This window comes from Psychrobacter sp. PSP, from assembly GCF_024085615.1.
Lineage (GTDB): Bacteria > Pseudomonadota > Gammaproteobacteria > Pseudomonadales > Moraxellaceae > Psychrobacter > Psychrobacter pacificensis.
Genome location: NZ_JABLTF010000019.1, coordinates 1 through 24,263, shown reverse-complemented (window position 1 = coordinate 24,263; position 24,263 = coordinate 1). Strand labels below are relative to the sequence as shown.

27 protein-coding genes, 1 rRNA gene and 1 pseudogene are annotated in these 24,263 nt (G+C 41.4%); 14 read left to right on the top strand and 15 right to left on the bottom strand.

Features of this window, described 5'->3' with window-relative positions:
* Window positions 1-13 precede the first annotated feature (13 nt).
* The 3 genes from HL061_RS08970 to HL061_RS08960 form a co-directional block, all read right to left on the bottom strand.
* Window positions 14-1,768, bottom strand: a complete 1,755-nt coding sequence (locus HL061_RS08970; protein ID WP_025646110.1) for a hypothetical protein — start codon at window positions 1,766-1,768, stop codon at window positions 14-16.
* A 176-nt stretch (window positions 1,769-1,944) separates the two neighbouring features.
* Window positions 1,945-2,535 carry a recombinase family protein gene (locus tag HL061_RS08965; protein WP_025646108.1) on the bottom strand — a complete coding sequence of 197 codons (591 nt, stop codon included), beginning with the start codon at window positions 2,533-2,535 and terminating at the stop codon, window positions 1,945-1,947.
* A 295-nt stretch (window positions 2,536-2,830) separates the two neighbouring features.
* Complete coding sequence (locus tag HL061_RS08960; RefSeq protein WP_101204373.1) at window positions 2,831-3,106, bottom strand: metal/formaldehyde-sensitive transcriptional repressor; 276 nt, start codon at window positions 3,104-3,106, stop codon at window positions 2,831-2,833.
* Between the two features lie 102 nt (window positions 3,107-3,208).
* Between HL061_RS08960 and dmeF the strand changes: the two genes are divergently transcribed.
* Window positions 3,209-4,102 carry a CDF family Co(II)/Ni(II) efflux transporter DmeF gene (dmeF, locus tag HL061_RS08955; RefSeq protein WP_102078176.1) on the top strand — a complete coding sequence of 298 codons (894 nt, stop codon included), beginning with the start codon at window positions 3,209-3,211 and terminating at the stop codon, window positions 4,100-4,102.
* Window positions 4,103-4,270: 168 nt separating this feature from the next.
* Here the strand turns inward: dmeF and HL061_RS08950 are convergent, their stop codons facing one another.
* Together HL061_RS08950 and HL061_RS08945 are read right to left on the bottom strand one after the other, a co-directional pair.
* Window positions 4,271-5,593: an MFS transporter gene (locus HL061_RS08950; RefSeq protein ID WP_101204371.1), complete on the bottom strand. Its 1,323-nt coding sequence runs from the start codon at window positions 5,591-5,593 to the stop codon at window positions 4,271-4,273.
* A 29-nt stretch (window positions 5,594-5,622) separates the two neighbouring features.
* Window positions 5,623-5,901, bottom strand: coding sequence for a metal-sensing transcriptional repressor (locus tag HL061_RS08945; RefSeq protein ID WP_101204370.1), 279 nt, complete (start codon window positions 5,899-5,901; stop codon window positions 5,623-5,625).
* Between the two features lie 261 nt (window positions 5,902-6,162).
* Between HL061_RS08945 and HL061_RS08940 the strand changes: the two genes are divergently transcribed.
* Both HL061_RS08940 and HL061_RS08935 read left to right on the top strand, forming a co-directional pair.
* A complete protein-coding gene (locus HL061_RS08940) occupies window positions 6,163-6,903 on the top strand; it encodes a HupE/UreJ family protein (RefSeq protein WP_101204369.1) in 741 nt (246 codons plus the stop codon).
* Window positions 6,904-6,919: 16 nt separating this feature from the next.
* Window positions 6,920-7,534, top strand: a complete 615-nt coding sequence (locus tag HL061_RS08935; RefSeq protein ID WP_201532499.1) for a transmembrane anchor protein — start codon at window positions 6,920-6,922, stop codon at window positions 7,532-7,534.
* 118 nt (window positions 7,535-7,652) lie between these two features.
* Here the strand turns inward: HL061_RS08935 and HL061_RS08930 are convergent, their stop codons facing one another.
* Entirely contained in the window at window positions 7,653-8,042 is a 390-nt protein-coding gene (locus HL061_RS08930) for a DUF6122 family protein (protein WP_036592946.1), read from the bottom strand.
* Window positions 8,043-8,304: 262 nt separating this feature from the next.
* Here HL061_RS08930 and HL061_RS08925 point away from each other — a divergent pair, with 262 nt between their 5' ends.
* Together HL061_RS08925 and HL061_RS08920 are read left to right on the top strand one after the other, a co-directional pair.
* A complete protein-coding gene (locus tag HL061_RS08925; protein ID WP_101204367.1) occupies window positions 8,305-8,937 on the top strand; it encodes a recombinase family protein in 633 nt (210 codons plus the stop codon).
* Between the two features lie 305 nt (window positions 8,938-9,242).
* Window positions 9,243-9,470, top strand: coding sequence for an Ltp family lipoprotein (locus HL061_RS08920; protein ID WP_252962744.1), 228 nt, complete (start codon window positions 9,243-9,245; stop codon window positions 9,468-9,470).
* 932 nt (window positions 9,471-10,402) lie between these two features.
* Here the strand turns inward: HL061_RS08920 and HL061_RS08915 are convergent.
* Window positions 10,403-10,774, bottom strand: coding sequence for a hypothetical protein (locus HL061_RS08915; RefSeq protein WP_252962743.1), 372 nt, complete (start codon window positions 10,772-10,774; stop codon window positions 10,403-10,405).
* A 269-nt stretch (window positions 10,775-11,043) separates the two neighbouring features.
* Here HL061_RS08915 and mobC point away from each other — a divergent pair, with 269 nt between their 5' ends.
* Together mobC and HL061_RS08905 are read left to right on the top strand one after the other, a co-directional pair.
* Entirely contained in the window at window positions 11,044-11,364 is a 321-nt protein-coding gene (gene mobC, locus HL061_RS08910) for a plasmid mobilization relaxosome protein MobC (RefSeq protein ID WP_100750148.1), read from the top strand.
* Window positions 11,361-12,431 carry a relaxase/mobilization nuclease domain-containing protein gene (locus tag HL061_RS08905; RefSeq protein ID WP_252962742.1) on the top strand — a complete coding sequence of 357 codons (1,071 nt, stop codon included), beginning with the start codon at window positions 11,361-11,363 and terminating at the stop codon, window positions 12,429-12,431. Before mobC ends, HL061_RS08905 begins: the two co-directional genes overlap by 4 nt.
* Before the next feature lie 24 nt (window positions 12,432-12,455).
* Here HL061_RS08905 and HL061_RS08900 read toward each other — a convergent pair whose 3' ends face one another.
* Window positions 12,456-12,974, bottom strand: a complete 519-nt coding sequence (locus tag HL061_RS08900; RefSeq protein WP_252962741.1) for a plasmid replication DNA-binding protein — start codon at window positions 12,972-12,974, stop codon at window positions 12,456-12,458.
* A gap of 276 nt (window positions 12,975-13,250) precedes the next feature.
* Between HL061_RS08900 and HL061_RS08895 the strand changes: the two genes are divergently transcribed.
* From HL061_RS08895 to HL061_RS08880, 4 genes are all read left to right on the top strand, one after another.
* On the top strand, window positions 13,251-14,201 hold the full coding sequence (locus HL061_RS08895; protein ID WP_252962740.1) for a DNA-binding protein: 951 nt from the start codon (window positions 13,251-13,253) through the stop codon (window positions 14,199-14,201).
* A gap of 72 nt (window positions 14,202-14,273) precedes the next feature.
* Window positions 14,274-14,621 (top strand): type II toxin-antitoxin system RelE/ParE family toxin, encoded by a 348-nt coding sequence (locus tag HL061_RS08890; protein ID WP_252962739.1) that lies wholly within the window; start codon window positions 14,274-14,276, stop codon window positions 14,619-14,621.
* Between the two features lies 1 nt (window position 14,622).
* Window positions 14,623-14,925 (top strand): helix-turn-helix domain-containing protein, encoded by a 303-nt coding sequence (locus tag HL061_RS08885; protein ID WP_193007191.1) that lies wholly within the window; start codon window positions 14,623-14,625, stop codon window positions 14,923-14,925.
* 88 nt (window positions 14,926-15,013) lie between these two features.
* Complete coding sequence (locus tag HL061_RS08880) at window positions 15,014-15,709, top strand: type IIL restriction-modification enzyme MmeI (protein ID WP_355457575.1); 696 nt, start codon at window positions 15,014-15,016, stop codon at window positions 15,707-15,709.
* A 702-nt stretch (window positions 15,710-16,411) separates the two neighbouring features.
* On the opposite strand, the gene HL061_RS08875 is transcribed toward HL061_RS08880, so the two are convergent.
* On the bottom strand, window positions 16,412-16,807 hold the full coding sequence (locus HL061_RS08875) for a hypothetical protein (protein ID WP_252962737.1): 396 nt from the start codon (window positions 16,805-16,807) through the stop codon (window positions 16,412-16,414).
* A gap of 27 nt (window positions 16,808-16,834) precedes the next feature.
* Window positions 16,835-17,278, bottom strand: coding sequence for a hypothetical protein (locus HL061_RS08870; protein WP_252962736.1), 444 nt, complete (start codon window positions 17,276-17,278; stop codon window positions 16,835-16,837).
* A gap of 166 nt (window positions 17,279-17,444) precedes the next feature.
* Here HL061_RS08870 and HL061_RS08865 point away from each other — a divergent pair, with 166 nt between their 5' ends.
* A complete protein-coding gene (locus HL061_RS08865) occupies window positions 17,445-18,077 on the top strand; it encodes a recombinase family protein (RefSeq protein ID WP_101204367.1) in 633 nt (210 codons plus the stop codon).
* 190 nt (window positions 18,078-18,267) lie between these two features.
* Window positions 18,268-18,375, top strand: a pseudogene (locus tag HL061_RS08860) (IS3 family transposase); the annotation flags it as partial.
* A gap of 121 nt (window positions 18,376-18,496) precedes the next feature.
* Here the strand turns inward: HL061_RS08860 and HL061_RS08855 are convergent.
* The 3 genes from HL061_RS08855 to HL061_RS08845 form a co-directional block, all read right to left on the bottom strand.
* The gene (locus HL061_RS08855; protein ID WP_071002721.1) at window positions 18,497-19,192 is read right to left on the bottom strand and encodes a lysophospholipid acyltransferase family protein; all 696 of its coding nucleotides are present in this window, start codon (window positions 19,190-19,192) and stop codon (window positions 18,497-18,499) included.
* A 167-nt stretch (window positions 19,193-19,359) separates the two neighbouring features.
* A complete protein-coding gene (parE, locus tag HL061_RS08850; protein ID WP_252962735.1) occupies window positions 19,360-21,249 on the bottom strand; it encodes a DNA topoisomerase IV subunit B in 1,890 nt (629 codons plus the stop codon).
* 110 nt (window positions 21,250-21,359) lie between these two features.
* Window positions 21,360-22,013: a YqiA/YcfP family alpha/beta fold hydrolase gene (locus HL061_RS08845; protein ID WP_071002719.1), complete on the bottom strand. Its 654-nt coding sequence runs from the start codon at window positions 22,011-22,013 to the stop codon at window positions 21,360-21,362.
* A 188-nt stretch (window positions 22,014-22,201) separates the two neighbouring features.
* Here HL061_RS08845 and HL061_RS08840 point away from each other — a divergent pair, with 188 nt between their 5' ends.
* Window positions 22,202-22,462 (top strand): DUF1289 domain-containing protein, encoded by a 261-nt coding sequence (locus HL061_RS08840; RefSeq protein WP_071002718.1) that lies wholly within the window; start codon window positions 22,202-22,204, stop codon window positions 22,460-22,462.
* Between the two features lie 22 nt (window positions 22,463-22,484).
* On the opposite strand, the gene HL061_RS08835 is transcribed toward HL061_RS08840, so the two are convergent.
* Both HL061_RS08835 and rrf read right to left on the bottom strand, forming a co-directional pair.
* On the bottom strand, window positions 22,485-23,807 hold the full coding sequence (locus tag HL061_RS08835) for a DUF6602 domain-containing protein (RefSeq protein WP_240365637.1): 1,323 nt from the start codon (window positions 23,805-23,807) through the stop codon (window positions 22,485-22,487).
* A gap of 230 nt (window positions 23,808-24,037) precedes the next feature.
* A 5S ribosomal RNA gene (gene rrf / locus HL061_RS08830) occupies window positions 24,038-24,151 on the bottom strand.
* Window positions 24,152-24,263 lie beyond the last annotated feature (112 nt).

Genomic DNA, 24,263 nt, shown 5'->3' with positions numbered 1-24,263 from the left:
TATTTCTCATGTTTTAAAATGGAGTAACAGACGTAATGTCAGTTTGATCTTCTATAGGATTATCGATGCGAGTCATTGTAGGAATCGAAGCGAATTTTATTTCTCCATATTTTCGATATATAAGGCAAAATCGATTCTGATGAGGACCGCCTTCTTTGCGCAATAGATGGTAAAACATATCCCCTTTTTTACTTAGCTCATCAGCTGACGGAGAATCTCCTAGATAAACAATAAGTGTAGGTTTTTTATCAGAAGTTAATACATTGAAATTAGGGCTTCTTTTTGACCAGTTTATTGTGGAACCCTTATCAATGTCTGAAACCTGTGGAGGCCATTTTTCGTAGTTTATAAGTTCATGATGAATATGTGTAACTGGTTTGAGTCTCATATCTCGAAAATTTGTGGCAGGCTCACTATTGTCTTGAGCCACTGTCACTCTATTAATTATTTCATCTTTCTCTATTTGACACGAATCTATATTTTTAGCTATATACCAGTCATCTACTCCAGGTATAGCTCCTGCACTCAAAGCAAGCACTCGCTCGATATTCATAGCATTGTTTTCTGATAATACGTGAGTTAGTGCTAATCGTGTATCAGGAGTTTTGTCTATCAAATTATCAAAACCTGTTTCGGGAGGAGGAACATCATTCTTCCACGTATTAATGTCTTCTTTCCATTCATATCGACTTACCGCAACAGGACCATTCCGATTGGCAACAACTGCATTTCCGAAACTAAGAATCTTAGGAACTAATATTTCAAATACTGCCTCGTCATAATGAAAGAGTAAAGCGTGTCGACGCTCTTTCATATAAGCATAGTACAAACCAAGTTTATGATTAGGCAAAATAACTTCGTCTTTGTATGAACATGAATCGGCAGGACAGTACCAAGTTGATCCTGCTATATTTTGCCAGTCATGGATTCCGTTTCCTTGCTCATCACATTGCACAATGGATTGTGCCCAGTTAAGACAAACAATATGACAGTTTGTTACCCTAGGATCAGTACCAAAAGTAGCTGTGCGATACCTCCTAAAAGCAGAATTTCTAGGATCAGGATTGAGTTGGATATGTATAAGTGTCGATTGATTACTGAAGTCACTTAATGATTGAGGGTCCAGTTCAGCAAGAGCAAAAGCATCTGCACAAATAATAACGGCAGCAGTTAATGGGCCATTAATACCCTTGAACTGGTAAACGACCGAACCTCTTCTTAAAACAGATTCCTCAAAAAACAAATCGTCACGAGATGGATACGTCTTAAACTGAATTAATATTATGAGTTTTTTTGTGCCATCAATATGTGTTGTCTGAAATAAAAGTGCTACCGTACCGAGAAGATGACGATCTCGAGGAAGATCTTCTAAAGGCTCGTGAATAATAATGCACAGATCACTAACTTGTTGTTTGAAACTTTCAAGTCCCTCTTGTGTGATACTTTCAGTACCAAGAACCCACAAAGCATTATCAGATGGTACTAACCCCCCTGCAATACCTTCTGATAAGGTATCCCAAGGCAAAAAATACTCAGGGGTAATCGCAAGAGTTGCACCACGTTCATTTGCAGTTTCTAAGAATTTTTTACCTTTAATCTTGGCTTTAGTTTGATCGAATGCTCCTATTCTTTCTTTACTTGCGAATATAGGACCATCAGGTTGCATAAGTAGTGTTGTATATCGTCTCTCATCTGGACGTAACATTTCTAAGTCGGGCGAATTTAAATTAAGTGGATTGAGTACATCAGCGATAGGTTTTAGTTGCATTGAGTTCAACCTTCAAATGCTTTAATTATAGAGTCATATTAATAGACGGTATTATGAGTTAAGGTAAATATAAAACTCCTATCAAAGGAGCTCTTAATAAATACTTGTATCATATATTAAAACTAATGAATAGGAGCAATGAAAAGGATGTATATCTATCTAAAATACCTAAGACACTAGCTCTCTTTTAATACTCGATAGACAGTAGCCACACCAACACCAACCGCCTTGGCTATCTCATCTTTTGTCATAGTGTTTTGACTATCTAATTCTAAGATACGTTTATGCTTTGCTATATTAGGCTTCTTACCTGAGGGCTTATAACCACTTCTAGCTAAACCCTGTTTGATCCGCTCTCTACGCTTGTCATTATCTAATTTAGCCATCGTAGCTAATAAGTCTATGAGCATGTTATTTACTACGTTTAGAATTTCACCACTCATACCAACGTTAATTGTATGAGTGGTGGGTAGGTCTGCTACTACTAGCCTTAACCCTTTGTCTTTAATTCTTTGCTTTAAAATAGCAAAGTCATCCTGGGATAATCTACTCAATCTATCTACACTCTCAACAAGCAATATATCGTCTTGATTAGCATCAACAAGCAATTTAGTAAGCGCTGGTCTATCTAACTTAGTACCACTGTAATTTTCAACATACTCAGCATGGTCATCTTCATAGCTTTTGCTAAAGCTAATCAACTCAGACAAGGCTCTCTTGGCATCTTGGTCTTTAGTGCTCGCTCTTACATAAATTCTGACTGTCATAGCATTATCCTATCGTTTAGACTTGTAATTTAGTGTTTAAGAATAATACTATCGTTTAATATGTAAAACAAGACTAATGATAGGTTGAGTTATTATTTAATGATTTTACTGTTAAGGTATAGTCTAATGGTAGATTGTCAGGCGCTTTCACTGGTTCGGTACCCTAGTGAGGACTTAAACCTTCAGCTGTAGGCTAATGATAACAATAGCCTACATTATTTACAGCAGCTCATTGTACATAGCAGTGTACCTTTCAACATGAAAAAATCATTCTTTTTGAAAGACTTTTATCTTTTTACTTTAGGTAAGTTTTTAGGATAGATAACACATCTTCTATCTCTTGTTGTCGTTGTTGTTGGGTAATGTCTTCTGCCCCTAAATGTTCTCTTATATGCTCTTCCAAGACTTCTTTCATAAGGCCATTCACCGCGCCCTTTAATGCCGCTATTTGCTGCAAAAGAGCCATGCATTCAGGATTACCTTCTAATGACGCTTCTATTGCTACTGACTGACCTTTGATACGTCTGATACGTCCTAGTAGCTTGCTCTTACTGTTTTGAGTGTGTGACATTATTTTATTGCCTTACATTATACTGGGGGGTAGTATATTTATTAATGATGTTTATAATACATAAGATTGCCATCTTTTTATATACAGCTAAGGATTTAAAACGTGAAAGAATCAAGTATTCAGTGGGAACACTCTCATAATTTCGGTGTCGATAGTGCCCAAAACAAATCTAAAGTAAAGATTGTATTTTGGTTGACGACGATAATCATGGTTTTAGAGATCGCTGCTGGTACATGGTCTGGCTCTATGGCATTACTTGCTGATGGGTGGCACATGGGCACACATTCAGCCGCATTTCTTATCGCTATCTTTGCTTATTCGTATGCTAAAAAGAACGCTAATAATAAATTATTTAGTTTTGGTACGGGCAAGGTAAATTATCTCGGTGGTTTTGCGAGTGCCATTGCATTAGCCATTGTCGCATTATTAATGATTTTAGAATCAGTCCAACGAATAATAGAGCCAAATAATATATATTTTAACGAAGCCATTATCGTTGCTGTTATTGGTCTAATCGTAAACATAGTATCGGCATTTATACTTAAAGATGACCATCACCATGACCATGACCATGACCATGACCACAATATGAAAGCGGCTTATTTACACGTTTTAGCGGATGCCCTAACTTCTGTGCTTGCTATCGTGGCGTTATTAACCGGTAAATATATGGGCATCATCTGGATTGATCCTGTCATGGGCATTGTCGGTGCAATAGTGATTCTTCACTGGTCTTATGGATTGATCAAAGAATCGAGTACCGTGCTTTTAGATAAATCTGTTGATGTTTCAACTTTTGAGAAGATATCGCAGACTCTCGATAAGAAAAATACGATTATTAACGATATTCATGTCTGGAAAATTGCGTCAACCCACCAAGCTGCCATCCTTTCAGTGTCCTCACCATCCCCTTTAAGTACGGAAGAATACAAAAAAATATTATTAGAATCCTTACCTCAACTGTCTCATATGTCTGTTGAAGTTAATAAAACCTGAATAGGGTTATTTGAATCTAGGAAAGTGCCTTGATAAATCAGTAGCATAGTAAGCTTCAGAATATCAGCGCCGTATATCATTTTTTTTGAGAAAAAGTCCTTGGTAGTGCCCTTTTCAAACACTAATGCTTCCGCAATGGCAACCCCCTTCTTGTATACAGATTCAAAATCAATGACCTGAGCTCGGCCAACGCGGATGATAGTCATCGACTACGAAAGGATGGGTATGTCGTATCCCGTTGGGTGTAGGAGATCCAGTAGCATGGATATGACCCTCTGGTAGATTGAAATGCTCATGTTCAATCTCTGTTAAATCAATAGACGGCCAGACTCTAAAAGCCGCCCATACCGCTAGTGCAGCAGCACCGCCTAATACTGCAAAAGCAACAGTCATACTGTAATGAGCACCTAACCAACCTGCCAAGGGGTAAAATACCAACCAACTGACATGAGATAAAGCAAACTGAGCGGCAAACAGTGCTGGGCGATCTTCTTGATGTGAGGATCGCCATAGCAAGCGGCCAGAGGGAGTTTGAGCAGCAGAATAACCCAAACCTAACACGAACCATAAGGCCATAAGTGAGTTTTGTCCCATCATCAATGTACCAGCGAACATACCCACCACTAACAGCCCTACACCGCTTAACATGACCCTACGGTCTGTCAGCTTACTTAGTAGGCTTGGCAAAGCCAATGCAGCAATCATAGAACCAGCGCCAAAGCTCGCTAAGGCTAATGCCACTGCACTCTGAGTGAGTCCCATGCCACCCTGAATGATTACAACCGTATTTACAAAAACCATAGACGCTGCGGCAGAAACGGCAACATTGACTGCAAGCAATCCGCGCAATCGAGGTGTGGCTAAATAGATCCGAATACCGCGCGTAGTTCTATCATAGATGCTACGACGCTCTGGTATAGCATGTGAGGGTAGTACCACCGATACGACCAATATGGCAGAGACTAAAAATCCCAACACTGTTCCCGTAAACAGATTATGAAAGCTCATTACTGTCAGCAATGCTGCTGCTAACATGGGACTTATCAGACTTTCCATATCGTACGCAAGGCGTGAAAGTGATAAGGCTTTAGTGTAATCCTGCTCGTCAGGCAGAACATCAGGAATAGTGGCTTGAAAAGTCGGCGTGAAGGCCGCTGAGGCAGCTTGCAATACAAAGATCAGCACGTAAACTTCCCAAATCTGCGAAACAAACGGCAAAAGCAGGGCGACACCTGCTCGTATCACATCTAGCGTTACCAACATCGTACGTTTGGGCAGTCGTTCGGCAAAGGCTGCTGCAATTGGGGCGATACCAACATAAGCAATCATCTTGATGGCCAATGCGGTTCCCATAACGACACCAGCATTACTACCTGCCAGATCAAAAGCTAATAACCCTAGCGCCACAGTAGCGAGGCCAGTTCCAATTAAAGCAATGACTTGGGCAGCAAACAAGTGACGATAAGTTCGATTCACAAAAACACTTAGCATCCGAGCCTCTTTATTTCAGCCGATGGACCTTATAGATAACGGGTTATTTCCTTAAACTCATCTAGAGAGTCTTTCTGTTCTTTGTCGACAGATCCTAGTAAATCTTCAAGGCAATGATCCAAGTGGTCCTGAATTAGAACTTTCTTAGCTTGATGAATGGCATTTTCTACAGCTTGCAGCTGCTGCGCTACATCAAGACAAGTTCGTCCATCTACTAACATCTCTATCGTACTATTCAGATGACCATTTGCTTTTTTAAGGCGTGTGATAACAGCTGGATGAGACTCGTGTATGTGCGGTTTTTTCATAATGGCAGTGTCCTTCCTCTAGAGAGCGCAATTATACCCGATAAAAACTTAATTTTTTATTGACCTAATCCCCCCCTAGGGGATATTATCTTACTCCTTAATTGCTCGGCTTGCATTTAAAAAATTCGTATTTTATGTGCCCTATCTGTAAGAAAGTGCTTTGAGGTGCCAGTCATAATTACTTTCTATTGAATGAGTTCAAAATTTTTTATTGTATTACATTAGGCCGCGTATCCATTATTTCACACCATAGGATTCTCAATGCACAGCTATGCTCATAATAGGTCAACAAGCTCGTCATGGGCGACTTGGCAGACCCGTCTGCTGTTACTTTCGGTACTGCTTTCCTGTGTCATTTTTGGCAGTAACGAAGCTTTTGCTCACGCTGTAACCGCAGGTGATAAAGGTTATATTCAGGAAATTTCAGGAGTCAATATTTTACCCTTTATGTACTTGGGTGCTAAGCACATGATAACGGGATATGACCATATACTGTTCCTCTTCGGGGTCATCTTCTTTCTTTACCGTATGAAACATATTGGTGTCTATGTGAGCCTATTCGCATTAGGTCATTCCACCACGATGATTTTAGGTGTGTATTTCAACATTGGTATAAATAGTTATCTGATTGATGCAATTATTGGCCTCTCTGTTGTTTATAAAGCTTTAGACAACATTGGTGCTTTCCAGCGATGGTTCGGATATCAACCAAATACAAAAATAGCGGTACTTATATTTGGTCTTTTCCATGGCTTTGGGTTGTCAACTAAGATTCTAGAATACGATATGTCTCCTGACGGCCTGCTACCTAACTTACTCGCATTTAACGTGGGTGTGGAGATTGGGCAACTATTAGCTCTAGCAATCATATTGATTGGCATGAGCTACTGGCGACGCACGTCAAGTTTCATCCGTAACGCTTATACCGCCAACGTTGCCATGATGAGCGCAGGATTTATTTTAGTGGGCATGCAGCTTACTGGCTATTTAATGTCTCAATAACCCAAGGATTTCTAATATGTATAACAGTGACACCCCTTCACAAGCTGAGCTGCCCTCTTCAAATCAACTCATAAAATCTACTATTCTGGCTATAATCGCAGCAATAGTTCTTTTATTTACAGTGGTTCTACCGGCAGAATACGGTATTGATCCAACTGGGGTTGGTAAACTGCTTCGATTAACAGAGATGGGACAAGTTAAACAACAGCTGGCAGAAGAAGCTGCTGCCGACGCTGCTGGTTTACTAACAACTGATATTGATAATGTGACTGAAAAAGCAGTGAATGCCACAATTGCAGATACTACTGTAACTAGTGGGCAGTGGCGTGATGAAATCCCTTTTACTCTGACTCCAGGTGAAGGAATAGAAATTAAAATGAAAATGTCTGAAGGTGATAAAGCAAATTACTCTTGGGCAGTCACTGGCGGTGAGGTTAATTTTGATACTCACGGTGATGCCTTGGGTAAAGCCATTAGCTATGAGAAAGGTCGCGGGGTTGCTTCTGATGAAGGCGTTTTAGAGGCCGCATTTACAGGTAATCACGGTTGGTTCTGGCGAAATCGTGGCGATTCAGATGTTCAAGTTGTTTTACGTACCCGTGGCGATTACAGCACTATTAAAACGATGTAAAAACGTGCACTAATAATCTAAATAAATCCTAGCAGCAAAACACATTAGGTTAGCCGCTGAAAATGCATTAAAAAAATGCTTGTTAGGAAAAATACTAAACGATGTGCTCACAGCTACATCAAGCGTTCGTGGCTGTGACCAACCATTTCACCAACTCACGGGCAGAAGCCTTATTCAAGCACTGCGGACAATTCAGATAGGTCATCACGCAGTCATTCAAATCAGTTAGCATATGTAACAATAACCCCAAACCAATTATTTTATAGGTCTTAGGTAGAAATAGCATAGCCGCATATGCTGCCATTGCATAATAAGTATGCAGCGGATGAAAGTTAATACTACAGCGATTGGGCGAAAAAATAGGCGTGGCTAGCAAATGATCTAAGTCTACTAGCATAGTGGCTAAAAGAATCAAATATACTCGTTTATAGTCGTCACGAAAAAATATATAGGCAACCATCAACGGCATGCCAAAGTGTAGAAAATAATGGATAACGGTTTGAATCATCGTTTTTTCCGATTCAAGATAGTTTGTAGTGGCACAACAGTCTCAGATAAAACATAAGATATTTTTGTCTTTCGACTGCATGTGAAATATATGCATCATACATACACTCACTCTCTTATTATTGTACCTGTCCAAAAAAACACTAGCTAATATAGGACATACCCTAAGGGAACCACCTATTTCACCCTTCAAACCTATTAACAGACCACTTAAAACAGACTGGTATAATGGAACCACTTATAACAGACTATTTTAGGTGTTTATGTTTATTAGAGCGTATCTACGAGCGTCTACCAAAGAACAAGATGCTAAGCGTGCCAAAAGCGAGCTCATAGCATTTGCCAACGATCATGGCCACAAAATTGCTGCCTTTTATGTCGAAAACGAATCAGGCGCTATCTTGGCGCGACCAAAGCTGATGCAGCTGATTGAAGACGCTCATAAGGGCGATGTGATCTTAGTTGAGCAGATTGATCGCTTGGCGCGTTTGAACCAAGCTGATTGGGATACGCTAAAAAGAATGCTATCAGAGAAAAAGCTCTCTATCGTATCGAAAGAGCTGCCGACCTCATATATGGCGCTTCAATCTGAAAGCAGTACAGAATTTATGAGCAGTGTATTGCAGGCCATTAACTCGATGATGCTGGATATGCTCGCAGCCATTGCTCGAAAAGACTATGAAGATCGCCGTAACCGTCAGATGCAAGGTATTGCTCGTGCTAAGGCAGAAGGTAAGTATTCAGGACGTAGGAAAGATACGGAAAAGCGCAAGATTATCGCCAGTCTGCTCAAATCAGGTCATAGCTATTCTGATATTCAAAAAATGACCAAGTGCTCACGGCATCTGATTGCTGATGTGGCCAAGGAAAGACCGAAGATGCTCAGTACTCATTAAGTGGTTCTACTACGGCAGTCTACTATAAGTAGTCTGTTAATTGATTAATAAGCCTTTTTAGTTGGTTCCGCTGGGATATACCATCAGGACTATAAAACAAGCTTTACAGCTATAAACGAGATTACAAAATATATTGAGCTGTACTATAACCAAACGAGGATTCAAAAAGGTTTGGACTAACGATCGCCAAGACAGGTGTGGTTTGATTATTATCGTCAGGCTGCGTAATTAAAATCTCCCAAGTTTGGTTCTACGGATTTGACGGCAGGGGTCACCTTAGATACTCAAGCTATTCACGTAAAGGTTTGATAGAGCAGCTTTATGAGATTCACGAGTATACGAAAGATGAGGCCAAAACGGCAGTAGATAGTTTGGATGTAGATTGGAAAGAACAAGCGGTAAAATCAGCCGAAGACAACCTTAGATACTCAAGCTATTCACGTAAAGGTTTGATAGAGCAGCTTCATGAGATTCAAGAGTATACGAAAGATGAAGCCGCTTATGCAGCAGAAAAAACTGGTGTTTGTTCATAAAAAAGAATTCTTACATGATACTTTGTATAAGTTTTTGTTAAGTTAAAAAATAAACCCCCCTACTACTTGACGTAATAGGGGGGTTTATCGTTTAATGTTCATTAACGGTTACAGACGTTTGGCGACATCTGTAACGACCAAATAAGCTCTGATACAGCGTTATTTGACCAGCAATTAAGCCCATTAGGGTCTATTTTAAGCCAAGTCTAGGCTAATTTGCAATCAAATCACTCATATTACTACCGTAAGTTACCAATCTTACTCAGTAAAACCGCCTATTTGCTCGCTACCTTCGCCCTATCAACGCTCTTTAACTGTTCCCTAGCAATGGGTGGCAGGCCTCAGTGACGACTGCATTGCGTGGGTGACAAGAAAGCTTGAGACAGGGGTTACTAGACATATTAAGCAACGCAATGAGAGGTTATATTGTCTTTTGAAGCGGTATATTGGGTGTATTGCCCTTGCTAGCATTAGAAAGCGTATAGCGGTTATGAGCGTGTCTAGGCGGTGCTATCAGCCGTAATCATGACAGAGTCAGCTTGATACAGTGATGACTTCCCGAGACGATGCCGATCGACCGACAGGCAGTTGTCAGGGCAATACTCTAAAGGGTTCGCAAGTTTTTACTTGTGGGCGCTTTAGGGTGAGTGTTGCCCAAAACTTCAACCTCTCTCCCTCCAAGCAGTTGTCCACAGAGTTGTCCATCAGGGTTGTCCACATAGCAAGGGCAACAGCGCGGAGCCCTTTAGGAGTAGCTCAGGCGCTGTTGCCCTTGCTGCTTATGTGGACATACGCTGTGGGCATACTCTAGTGGGCACACTGATTAAGAGGGAGAGAGAGGAAAGGTTCAAAAAAAAATTTGAAATTTTGAAAAATGAAAGTTTCGTGAGTTGAGGTTAATGATTGATAAGAGTGGCCAGTGAGTAAAAACGTTAGTTAAATTTTTGGCCACCTGTAATGACTCCTATGTTGAATTTAGAGTATTTTAGTAGAGCCTGTTGATTGTCTTTTAACCATTGAGCAATGTCTTGATTAGAGAGAGTATAGATATATCCTTTGGGTTTGGCATATTTCAACAGTCTTTGTTTGCTAATAGTTTTACCTAGGAACTGAGTTATTTTTTGTGCTCGATATGAATTTAGTTGTCCTTTTAGCTTATAGGCTTCTTTGATACCCCAACTATCAAAGCCATCATAATCACCTCCTGTACCATCCTCTAATTCATCTAATAGATAGATCATAGCAGTGGTTACCTCTGAGCGAAGGGTGTTCACTTTTTTCATGTTTTCAGATCTTTTATTCATACTAGCGACCTTCTTTGTATGGGTACAGACAGTCATAATATCATAGGTATAGACATTGTTGTTATATAGGTATAGACAGTCATGTATAAATAGGTATACACAGTGTCGACTATGCTAGGTACAGACATTTATGATATTATTTTAAGCCAGCAGTCCTAAGAGGGGGCTATTTCCGCTTCGCTACAATATCCTCTCTTAGGTGCTGACAAAGGGGCTATCGCCCCCTTGACCCCCCAACCACCCCTATACCTAGAACAGGAGCCAGTCTTATGCCACCAATTAGCGGTAAAAAAAGAACTAAAGAGATTGCGATTCGAGTCACAGAGGATGAGTTGGCCAAGCTGAAAAGACGGCAGCAAGGAACGACGATGGCAGGATGGATGCGTGGTTTAGGGTTAGGGGTAACCCCAATGAAGCCCGCTGACCCTGAGTTGGTTCGCGCACTTGGCCGCATTGGCTCTAATCTTAATCAAGTCACCAAACACGTCAATATCAATAAACAGGTAGATGAGAATGTGCTTGAACAGATCACCGCTATTAGATCTTTGATTAATGCGCTGCTTGATGAGCATTTGCGAGGTGAATCATGATCGTTAAGTTTTTTAGGCGTGGAAAAGGCTCAGGAGCAGGTCCAATTAATTACTTGCTGGTTGCTAAGGGTGGTAAGCCTAGAGAGGGTGCAAAGGTGCTCTACGGCGATCCTAGGCTCACTGAGCAGCTAATCAATGCCACACCATTCAAGCAAAAGTATAAAGCAGGGGTGTTGTCTTTTACCGAAGATGCCAAAGAGTTCACGGATGAGCAGAAAAAAGACATCATGCAGCGCTTTGAAGAGACACTGTTTGTAGGGCTTGAGCCCGATCAGTACGATATATTGTGGGTTGAACATACTGATAAGGGTGGACGGCTTGAGCTGAACTTTGTGATCCCTTGTCAAGAGCTACGAAGTGGTAAGCGGCTGCAGCCATTTTATGCGGGGGCCGACTTGGTACGGGTGAATGCTTTTAAGAATATCATCAATCAAGAGTATGGATGGACTGATCCCAATGAGCCAGAGCGTAAGCGACTAATCAACCCTTATGTGAATAATGCGCCCCGTCCAACCCCATATGATAGGCCGCCCAAGTCTAAAGAGAAGGAGCAGGAAAAAGAAGACAATGAGATCATCGCTAATCCTGAGAGCACTTTTGCTCTGAAAGAAGCCATTGATCGAAGAATGCGGCATAGGCTAGCAGAGGGTAGTCTTAATGGCCGCAGTAGTGTGCTTTATGCCCTAGAAGGTATGGGGTTAACGATTAAGAGAGCAACGAATAGCAGCATCAGCGTGGCGCATCCTGCTATGACACGAAATGTTAGGCTCAAAGGCACTATCTATGAGAAGGATTTTAAGGCTTTGTCGCAGCAAGCGCACCTTATTGAGGGTCGTCAAGGAGATTATGAGAGAACGAGTGAGTCTCGCGGTCATCGAGACTTAAAAACGTGGACTAAAGGTATGGAGATCAAAAAAGCGTATCATCAAGAGTTATATGGTGACATCAAAGCGCCTGAGCCTTTAGCGCTTGTTAATAACCATGTGACCTCTAAGGAGCCGCAAGATAACGCACCTAAAGTAGAGGTGCCGACTCCGCAGCGCTCATACAGTGGACCAAGACCATAGCAAGTTTACTGCCCTTTTACGCAATCAAAAGGGCCACCATGTTTTCTTTGCGGCGCTAGATACAGCTGTCGTTTCTTTTGCTGGTAGCGGCTCAGGCTCCAATGGTGATTGTTGATCGCTATGCTCAGAGTCAGCACCTTTAAACTCTAGCAGTCGGATCTGCGTTAAGTCATGAATACTGGCATTGGCTTTTTCTAGTGTTTTGTTGAGCTGACTTATTTGCTCTTGGTAATTCGCTATCAGCTGTTTTTGATCACGGACTTGCTGCTCTAAGTGTTCGTTCTTCATCTTTTCAAGCGCTAACTGGTGTTCAAGTGCTGTGCTGTTCTGTACGTTTTGACTGTTCACGGACGTACTATTGCTAGTGTTCACTGATTGTTCAGTACGTTTTTTAGTGACAGGCTCACCAAACACTCGGATCATCTCTGAGGTGTCAATTTTCTTATCAGCGGTTCTGGAAAGCTCACCATCATTGATCTTCTGATAGATAGTGGTTCTTGACACCCCCCACTGTTTCGCTGCTTTTGTCACCGATATGTTCATTGCTCACCTAGTGTTCAAGTACGTTTTTAGCCCCTGTACAGTGTAACTGTTCAGAACGTTCAGTGAGTAACTATCGCACCAACCTTGCCGCTTGGCAAATACTAATGCTCTATCCGTGTCTGCGGCCAACTATCAACTCAATACATTAAAAAACACCTCAAATCACCTGAGGTATTTTTGTATTCTATATTGTAGTATGTTGTATATTGTATTATACTATATACAACATACTACAAACGCTACATATTTACTCATACAAAATTAAGGACAATGACTATGGCACTCACTATTCAACAGGTTCATAACACTGCTGATCAACTGCAGGAACAGGGTATCAAGCCCACTCTAGCCGAAGTGCGTAAGGCGCTAGGCGGTGGTTCATTTACAACGATTAGTGAAGCCATGAAGTCTTGGCGTCAGGACAACCAAGAAGAAGCGCAGCTAAGGCAGGTGGAATTGCCCAGTGGTATCACTGAGCGCTTACAAACACTGGGTGCGGATATGTGGCAGACAGCCGTTGATATCGCTAATGATCGATTGGTTAAAGAGCGTGAGGCCTTAGAGAGTATCAAGGCTAAGGCGCAGGCTGAGACAGATGAGGCACAAGAGGCGGTTAAGACCTTAGAAGGTGAGCAGGCTGATTTGTTGGTGCAACTAGACGAGGTGACGGCAACCGCAGAGGCAGCCGCTATCACCGCAGCTCAAGTGACTGCTGAACGTGACATCCTAACTCAGACGCTCAGCGATACTCAGCACCAGTTGGAGCTTGAACGAGCCAAAACAGATTCCGCTCAGGGGCAGCTTGCAGATCTGCGTAGTAGCTTTGATCAGCAAGCAAAAGAGCTGAATGCCAACATATCAAAAGTGGCCACACTTGAGGCTAACGCTGCTAGTGATGAAGCAGAGGTTTCTCGTTTAAGTGCAGAACTTGAAGCAGCTAAGACAGAGTTAAAAGCGGTTACCATTGAGCGCAACGAGATCGCAAACGCTACTGCAGAGGTAAAAGGAGAGTTAAAAGCGGTTATCGTTGAACGCGATAAGCTGTCAGGACTTTATGAGCAGCTGACGCAACAGCAAGCGACATTAAACACAGATCATCAGCTGCTGCTTAAGCAGTATGAAACAGTAACGGCCAGCTATAGCGCTGAGCAAGAAAAGACTGGTGCATTAACGATAGAGCTTGAGAAGATGCAAGTGGCACTGGATAAGAGTACAGATCAGGAGTGACCACGCGTTTTGGTTGCATAGAGTGTCGATTAGCGGTAAAATATAGACTGTAATCTATATAGTGACTTTTATATGTGGACTGTCATCACAACCGAACTGTTCAATGATTGGCTGTATCAGCAAGATCAATCGACACAAGAGAAGGTGTTAGCGGCTTTGGTAGCTTTAGAGCAGCAGGGCCCAAGCTTAGGTCGTCCTTTAGTGGACACTGTGTATGACTCAAAATTTACCAACATGAAAGAGCTGCGGGTTCAGCACCGAGGTAAACCACTCAGGGCCTTTTTTGCCTTTGACCCAAAACGCCAAGCGATTGTGCTTTGTATCGCTGATAAGGGCAATAAAAAGCGTTTTTATAAAGAAATGCTAGCCACGGCAGACCAGCAGTATGAGCGTCACCTCAAAACTTTAGGAGAGCCATAACATGACTAAGACACTACAAGAGATGTTAGCGGAGCGTTCAGAAGACAGCCAAGCTCGTATTCAACAATTGGCCGAACAGCTGCTTTTGGAAAACCAGCTGTACCGTCTCCGTGAAGAGCTTGAGATCTCTCAAAAAGAGCTTGCTCAGACCCTAGGTATTAAGCAGCCGTCATTGTCTGCTATAGAAAATCGTGGCCATGATCTTAAAATATCAACTATGAAAAAATATGTTGAAGCCATGGGCGGCAAGCTACGTATTGATGTTGAGCTACCAACAGGAAAGCATGTAGGCTTTAAGGTTTAATGGGTTGTTGACCCTTAAAATGAAATATAACTTAATTAAATACATGTTGGTCGTGTGGTCGAAAGCGTTAGATTTGAGCCTTTCCTAAATTTCGTGTAAGTACTTCTACAATCTAAATAATAGTTACACACTTTTTAGGAAAGGCTCGCCATTAGTATCTGAGCGTATCCAAGCTACCAGAGACCAAAGGCTGAATAGCAATCGAGCTGCTACAAATAAACTAGCGGCTACTCCTCATCTGTTTGGTGAGCGTAGATACAATGATAATAAATACATTGGCTTACCTAGAGTGTCATCTGAGAATAGAAGATATATACCAATTGGATTCTTAAATGGCGAAGTGGCAGGTGATAAACTGTATGTTGTATTAAACGGCACACTTTATCACTTTGGGGTTCTATCAAGTAATATGCACAATGCCTTTATGCGCTTAACAGCTGGGCGTATGAAAAGCGATTATAGTTATTCAAATACCATCGTTTATAACAACTTCCCTTATCCCTTCATGGCAGAAGATGACGACAGCAAGGCGACCAAAGCGCGTGATGACATTGCCAAAGCTGCCCAAACCGTCTTAGATGCTCGTAAGCTCTATCAGGACGGTAGCGAGGACGCACCGACCTTAGCCAAGCTCTACAACACCTATATGATTGACCCCTACCCTGAGCTAACCAAAGCCCATATCGCGCTGGATAAGGCAGTAGATAAGGCGTATGGCTATAAAGGCAAAGGGGATGATGCGAGTCGCGTTGAGTTCTTGCTAAAGCAGATAGCTGAGGCTTAGAGCCACGATCTAAAAATCTTATTAAGCGCCACTGACCTTTAGTTAGAGGTAACTAAAGGTTTTTTTGTGCCTGAAATTTAGTGATTTACGTATGAGAGAGAGGCGCGGAACACCCCTCAAAGCCTAGTAAAAAGGTCATTCATAATAGTATTAGGCGGATCGGAAATAATGGCTCTAATTCGATACATCAACGGATAGCGTGGATTTGCCCAATACACGCCAAACGTACTTGTTGGGCTTACAGTAAAGGACTTTAATAACGATATCGGAACTCTGTCCCGTAAGATTAAGCAATCAATGTCAGTAAAATAAGAGTTATAGCTGAAAGATAAGCGTCTTGCAGTGAATGCATCTACGCCATACCTGAACCGCATCATCTAACGTGAAGCTAGGCAAGACTATAAGATATTTCATGTTCCTAAGACTTAAGAATTATCAAACTAGTCTTTTTTGTCTTGAGAAGTAACTCTGACAAAATGATCCAAAGCTTAACAGACTAAAAAACATCGATTTTTGAGTTTTATTAAATACATATGAACCCACAAAATATAAGGAGAACAAGATGTCGTTATACGAAACCTGTATGATAATACTGACAATCTGTGCAATCTTGCAAAGACTTTAACTTTAATTGTTAGTAAAGATTCTACATTGCTCTAAAGCAATGTAGGCTTTGCATTCAAGAGCAAGATATATTTCCCCTTAGTGAGCAAAATCAGACAGGTTAACGGTAAATGTTGGAATAACTCGAAACTGTTCAGTAGTTTCAAATAGAAGGCATATATCAGTCTTATACTTTTCTGCTACTTTTTTGCCCACATCTAAGGCATCAGCTATATCATTAAACCTCATAGCCAAATCAGGTACTTTTGCATAAGCGGTATTGGTAACATCGGGAGTGTCCTCAAACCTAGCTACGTACTCGTCTGACTCGGTAATATTCACTACATAGCCTAAAAACTGGCTATTATCAGGTAAATCAAATTCTTTGTAGATTTCCTCGATAGGTCTTTCATTAATATCGAGTTTTTCTAGCTTTCTTTTTTTCGCTTCTGCTTCACGCTGCGCTTTAGTGCCTCTAGCTTTTGCCTGTCCCATATAATCACCTGTTATTGAAAATGAATATTAATCGTCAGTTAAAGTGCCAATACTATCTACAAAATGCCAAAAATCTATTGATTGATGAGGATTGCTAGGTAGTGTTGACTCTTTTTCAAATACCAGACGTTCAGAGAACATATTCAGACCATTATCATCACCAGACCAAAATTCTACCTTGTTGCCTTCTTTAAACTTAAGAGACACAACTGAAGGTGACATAAAACCTAAATAATTAAGTGCTATAAATGGCTCGTATATATGAAAAACTCTTTCCTTATCTACACTATTTGTATAGTCAATAGAAATATCAAAATCAGTGTGATCTATCAAACTATTAACTATATTAATTAGATACTGACTTTCTCTCGATTCAAAATGTAACAGCCATTCAGGTGCATTAGAATTGCTACTTATTTTAGTCTGACGTACCATTGTTAAACCTCTTATTTCATTTATTTTTAATGACATTCACTTTCTCTAGAATATAGGCAACTACCCACATAAACAAAAAACAAATATCGCTTTTTAGTATACCCCAAGGGAACCAGCTATTTCACCACTCAAACGTATTAACAGACCACTTAAAACAGACTGCTATAATGGAACCACTTATAACAGACTATTTTAGGTGTTTATGTTTATTAGAGCGTATCTACGAGCGTCTACCAAAGAACAAGATGCTAAGCGTGCCAAAAGCGAGCTCATAGCATTTGCCAACGATCATGGCCACAAAATTGCTGCCTTTTATGTCGAAAACGAATCAGGCGCTATCTTGGCGCGACCAAAGCTGATGCAGCTGATTGAAGACGCTCATAAGGGCGATGTGATCTTAGTTGAGCAGATTGATCGCTTGGCGCGTTTGAACCAAGCTGATTGGGATACGCTAAAAAGAATGCTATCAGAGAAAAAGCTCTCTATCGTATCGAAAGAGCTGCCGACCTCATATATGGCGCTTCAATCTGAAAGCAGTACAGAATTTATGAGCAGTGTATTGCAGGCCATTAACTCGATGATGCTGGATATGCTCGCAGCCATTGCTCGAAAAGACTATGAAGATCGCCGTAACCGTCAGATGCAAGGTATTGCTCGTGCTAAGGCAGAAGGTAAGTATTCAGGACGTAGGAAAGATACGGAAAAGCGCAAGATCATCGCTAGTCTGCTCAAATCAGGTCATAGCTATTCTGATATTCAAAAAATGACCAAGTGCTCACGGCATCTGATCGCTGATGTGGCCAAGGAAAGACCGAAGATGCTCAGTACTCATTAAGTGGTTCCACTACGGCAGTCTACTATAAGTAGTCTGTTAATTGATTAATAAGCCTTTTTAGTTGGTTCCGCTGGGATATACTCATGTAGAACTGCATGTAATAACACTAATTTGGACTTTGATAATGAAAAAGGATAAACCATACATTGTTGTGGTTTAATATTGTTGTAACAACGGTAACTTTACTTATTTAATAGAAGAAAATCATGAGTATATGCATTATTACAATAATGAGCGTATTCAACTCAAACTAAAAGGACTGAGCCCTGTGCAGTACAGAACTCAGTCCTTGGTATAAACTAAACCGTCCAAGTTTCGGGGGTCAGTTCAAATTTAGTTTCATATCAGGGGCTTTTTTGTTTTTAGAGCTAAATTATAAAAACTTATTAAGGCCAGTACCAATAATGCTGTCACAAGCTTTATTCAGCTGCGTTATTAACATCCTGTAGCGGCTGCGATAAACGCTCAGGATGGCGCGGCATCACGCCTTGGTACTGGGCATAAATTTTCGGTAAATCTGCTTCGATATCGCCAGTTGGATGGACCAGAGACAAAAAACGAACTTCTTTAGTATTATAATCTAACGCTACTGGTAAGATAGGTACATTGGCTCCTACTGCCAAGTAATAAAACCCAGTTTTCCAGCTGTCAGTATATTTGCGCGTGCCTTCAGGCGCTAAACCCAAAAACAAAGTCTTATTATTTTTAAACTTATCGATACTCGCTTGTAGCACTGAGCCTTTGGCTTCGCGATTAATAGGTATGATACCAAGCCAGCGCATGAGCTGCGCCAGCACTGGTATTTTGAACAGCGTATGCTTGCCCATAATACTGATTTTGAGATCCAGTGCAAACAAGCAAGGTAGCGCATATATCCCGTCGATGTTGGAGGTATGAGGGACAGCCAAGACCACCGCTTGTGAGATATTAGGGATAGAGCCTACGGTCTTCCAGCCCGCCGACTTCATCAGCATACGACCTATTTTAGGAGTCAGTTTACCGCCGCGCTTAGGGATTAAGTTGCCCAGATCTTTTTTATTAAGCTCAGGCAATACTTTAGAGCGTCTGTTCGCAGTAGGTTTAGCAGTGGGACTGGTTTTTGGGTTTGAGGACATAATAGCACTACACAATGAGAATACCCCATCATAGCATTAACCTGAGCGGACTAACTTATTATTTATATTTTGCTTTATTTGTATAGCTTGACTAGATTTTAGTCATAAAAAAGGGATAACGCTTAACGCTTATCCCTGTGTGAAAATCGTTTAAAAACTTTGTAACTCTATAACGCAATATCGGCTAAGTTACCTTTACTCTCAAGCCATGACTTGCGATCAGCGGCACGTTTTTTCGCCAGTAGCATATCCATGATGCCATTGGTCAGTACCATATCGTCCATATCAAGCTGCACCAAGCGGCGCGTATCGCGGCTCATCGTCGTCTCACGTAGCTGCTCAGCACTCATCTCACCCAGTCCTTTAAAGCGCGTGATTTGCGCTTTTTTATTGCCCGATACCTTGGCTAATATATGCGCAAGCTCTGGCTCATCTAGCGCGTAATGCACCTCTTTACCCACATCGACACGGTATAACGGCGGCATGGCAACGAATAAATGACCGGCATCCACTAGCGCAGGGAAATGCTTCACAAATAACGCGCAGATCAGCGTCGCAATGTGCAGGCCATCAGAATCAGCATCTGCTAAGATACATATCTTGTCATAGCGCAGCTCGGACAGATCATCAGAGGCAGGATCCACACCGATCGCAATAGCAATATCATGAATCTCTTGGCTTGATAGTACCGTATCCGAAGAGACTTCCCATGTATTCAAAATCTTACCCCGCAGTGGCAATATCGCTTGATAGTGACGATCACGTGCTTGCTTAGCACTACCGCCTGCCGAGTCACCCTCTACTAGGAACAGCTCTGCGCCATCGCGCAAATCACCGCGACAATCCGCCAATTTTCCCGGTAACGCTGGTCCCTGAGTGATTTTCTTACGAGCGACTTTTTTAGCTGACTTTAGGCGACGTCCTGCTTTATTAATCGCCAATTCAGCAATCTGCGTGCCCATATCCGCATGTTGATTTAGCCACAAGCTAAAGGCATCTTTTGCCAAGGTCTGTACAGCGGCTGCAGCTTCGCGGCTAGAGAGACGTTCTTTGGTTTGACCAGAAAACTGCGGCTCAGAAAACTTCAGGGATAAGATATAGTTCACCCCATCCCACACATCTTCTGCGGTTAGCTTCACACTGCGTGGTAATAAATTATGAATATCACAAAACTCACGTAACGCTTCTAAAATACCTGTACGCAGTCCATTGACGTGGGTACCGCCCTGCGCTGTCGGAATCAGGTTGACATAGCTTTCTTGAATCGGTGTACCACCCTCAGGCAGCCAAGACAAGGCAAAGGTCACACCCGCACGTTCGCCCGCTTTTGCATCATAATTATAATAAAACGGTGCTTCAGGTAGTGTCTCAAGACCGTCTAGCTGCTCGCTTAGATACTCGACAACCCCATCGGTAAATTGCCAAACGACCTTTTCATCATTGATATCATCGGTGAACTCAATCGTTAGTCCCGCGGCCAAAACCGCTTTGGCTTTTAAATTATGCTTGAGCTGCTTAACGTTAAATTTGGGCGTATCAAAGAAACTACCATCGGCCCAGAAGTGCACTCTGGTACCACGTTTGCGTTTGTTTGAGCTGACTGATTCCGTCAACGGCGTCACGGCTGCGCCATTTTCAAACGCCATATCAAACTGGGTACTATCACGCCATACCGTCACTTCAACGTGCGTAGATAGCGCATTGACGACAGAGATACCCACACCATGCAGACCGCCCGATACTTCATAATTAGAAGTCGAGAACTTACCACCCGCATGCAAACGGGTCAAAATCAGCTCAATACCGGATTGACCAAACTCAGGGTGAATATCGGTTGGCATACCGCGCCCATCATCTTCGACAGACAGCGATCCATCACTATGCAGCTGCACTTTGATGGTTTTGGCATAACCCGCCAACGCTTCATCCACCGAGTTATCAATGACCTCTTGCGCCAAATGGTTTGGTCGCGTGGTATCGGTATACATACCTGGGCGACGACGTACGGGTTCCAGCCCTTCTAAAACTTCTAACGATTGCGCATTATATTGACTCACAAATGCATCCTTAACTATTCATGTGCGTTTAACTCTATAAAACCATTATAACCAAAAACAGCGACGTTAAGGTCAATAGTCCATCGTTCACGTCATATAATGTCGTCTATCTAAGACCTTACTAACTCTCGTAGCATCTCTATCACCATCGGTAGCTGCTCACCAAAGTCACTAAAGCGATGGTCTCCTCCTGCTTGTACGGTTACTGATGCGCCCTGACTTTGATAAAAGGCCTGAGACAACTCAGCGTTTAATAGCTCATCACCTTGTTTCAGCAGTACAGCAACTTTATTAGGAGAAGTGACTTGAGAAATTTGATGATCTGCAAACCACTGCAAATCTGACGGCGTAATACGCCAGCCACCTGCCGTCGTATGCAGGACTTTATTATCCGATGACTCATCACTACTATCTTGATTTGATGCTGAGTTATCAGAAAAGCGCTGTAGCGTGATATGAGGCTGTGTGCTAGGATTTAGCAGCAATGCAGGACAATCTATTTGATTACTGATTAAGGTAGAAAAATACCCACCCAATGAGCTACCGACCAATACCGTGTTGGACGATCCCGTCTGTTGGTCTTTGCTATTATTTAACCCTTCTATCAATGACAACAACTGCTCACGCACTTGCGCAGGCGATTTATTAAGATCAGGGCGCAGCACCGTGATATCAGGATGATGCTGCTGGCAATATTTTTCTAACAGCAGCCCTTTAGTCGAGTTTGCATCGCTGTCCAGTCCATGGATATAAATCAGGTTCACGTATCATCTCACTTATTAATTTTGTTATGATTGTCTTATATAGACCAGTGACGCTAAGCATAGCACCCGATGCACAAAAATAATAACAATAAAACGGCACACTATTAGTCAATATTTGCGACATAATAATATAGTCATAATCGTCTGGTACCAGTCAAAGGAATGACGGTAATCGCAATGGAGTCGCCATGAATCAACAGTTTGAGCTGTTCGACATTGACAACCCTTGTATCGGTGTCTGTCAAAGCAATAAAAAAGGCTATTGCTTTGGTTGCCTGCGCAGTCGAGCCGAGCGCCAACGATGGCATGATATGACGACTGAGCAGCAACGCGAGGTGCTGAGGCTTATCGCAGGACGTAAGTTACGTATAGAGCTCATGCGACTGCGTAAGAATGAGCAGTTAGGATTTGATTTTGAAGAAAAGTTTGAGATGGGTGAGTTGTTTTGAAAGGTACAGATAATAAGAAAAATTACTCAAGGAACATAAAGCTTATATAAGAAGGTTCTAGCTCATTTTCATTACACCACAGGTCGAATCTATCTCGCTCACTTGCAATAAAACCTTCATCATCATCAGTGATCATAATATAAGTATTTATATTAATTGGTTTCAAGTAGCCTTCCCCAGATATAAACAGCCTTGTTAAAATAAGACTTTCTATTACCTCGTTGAATGTGGTTCCATGATGGTTTCTTAAAAACTCTTCCACTTGATCATCTGATGTTAAATAGCCACCATTCAGCATCATAAGACGGATAGCTGCAACTTCTGCTTTTCCAATAGCAGCAGGTCTCCAACTATTATCATCCTTTCTTTTGAGATGTTTTTCCTTGAGTTCTAATGATTCATATTTCCAACCTACTCTACCTTCGTGTTCTACTACTTCAGCTATCAATAAAGGCTGAATATTATCCATATAAAGTTTATCATTCCAAGGCATATCTACATTGAAATATATAGATATTTTAGACCATATTATTTCAAGTATCATTTTTGCTGGATTATATCTTGTTGAGCAGATAGCTACCCATTCGTTCTTATCCTTGATAACCGAGAAAGGTACGCTATTACTTTTTATAAGGCAAAACTGATTCGACGTAACTAGAGCAGGAATACTCGGTATTCCTAAGCCATCGCCTTCTTCCTGTATTCTTTCTTCTATTATGTCCACAAAAGTGGTACGCAATCCTTGCTCTGTTTTATACCCTTCGTAACCATGAATAATGGTTATGGGAGCTAACGACTCTTGAACCAATACATAGAATAATATGGCATCGCTTTTAGAAAGGTCATGTATATCAGAGTATTTCTTAGGTGCAGTTTTCCCCGTAATTTTTGAAAATTCTTTTGCAGCAATCCTAATATCAGGTTTATAACTTTCGTGTATAAGTCTATGTTCAAAATGTTCAGCAAACTTTGTACGTATAGAGCCAAGATGTTGAATGGCGTCTATAAAATCAGCTTTTCTCAAATTTTTCTTGACCTCAAAGATACAAAGTACCTTATCAATACTATAAACATATTGTTCAGTTAGTCCATATCTATTGCCATCTCCATACACAAGCATACAATCAACTTGTTGTGGTAGCATCTCATCTCCAGTAGAAATAAAGCCAGAAACAACGCGCAACTTCAGAAATTTTGGAATAGTGAACTCATTATCGATACCTTGTTTAGTAACCTCTTCATAGGCAGAGCCTAGAGTAGGCATATGAGGCATCTTAATACCTTGTAACTTTTCGGATTCAGCTTTTATAAACTTCTCAAGTAGCTCAGATGCTTTCTCAATCAAAGTAAATTTCCTAAATTTTTCAAAATTATATAGTCATTTATGAAATGTAATTTAGCATCTATATTAAGAACCAACAATCTATATATAGCAATAAAAGTTATATAATAGTGCAAGTTAGACTTTAAACTAAATATAAAATTTTTACTGAGCAAAATTTAATATTTCCAATAAAATATCACACAAAGAAAAGCCCCCTTCTACTTTCGCAGAAGGGGGCTTTTGGAATAGAGAGCTGACGATGACCTACTCTCACATGGGCGAACCACACTACCATTGGCGCAACGATGTTTCACTTCTGAGTTCGGGAAGGGATCAGGTGGTGCCATCGCGCTATTGTCGTCAGCAAAGGGGGTTAGATATGAGTCTGTTCGTGTGACTTTTGATAAGTACCACTTACCCTAACTGAATCAAGGTTAACGGTGATATCGAAATGTTCTGTCTGTTTCTATAGCCTGG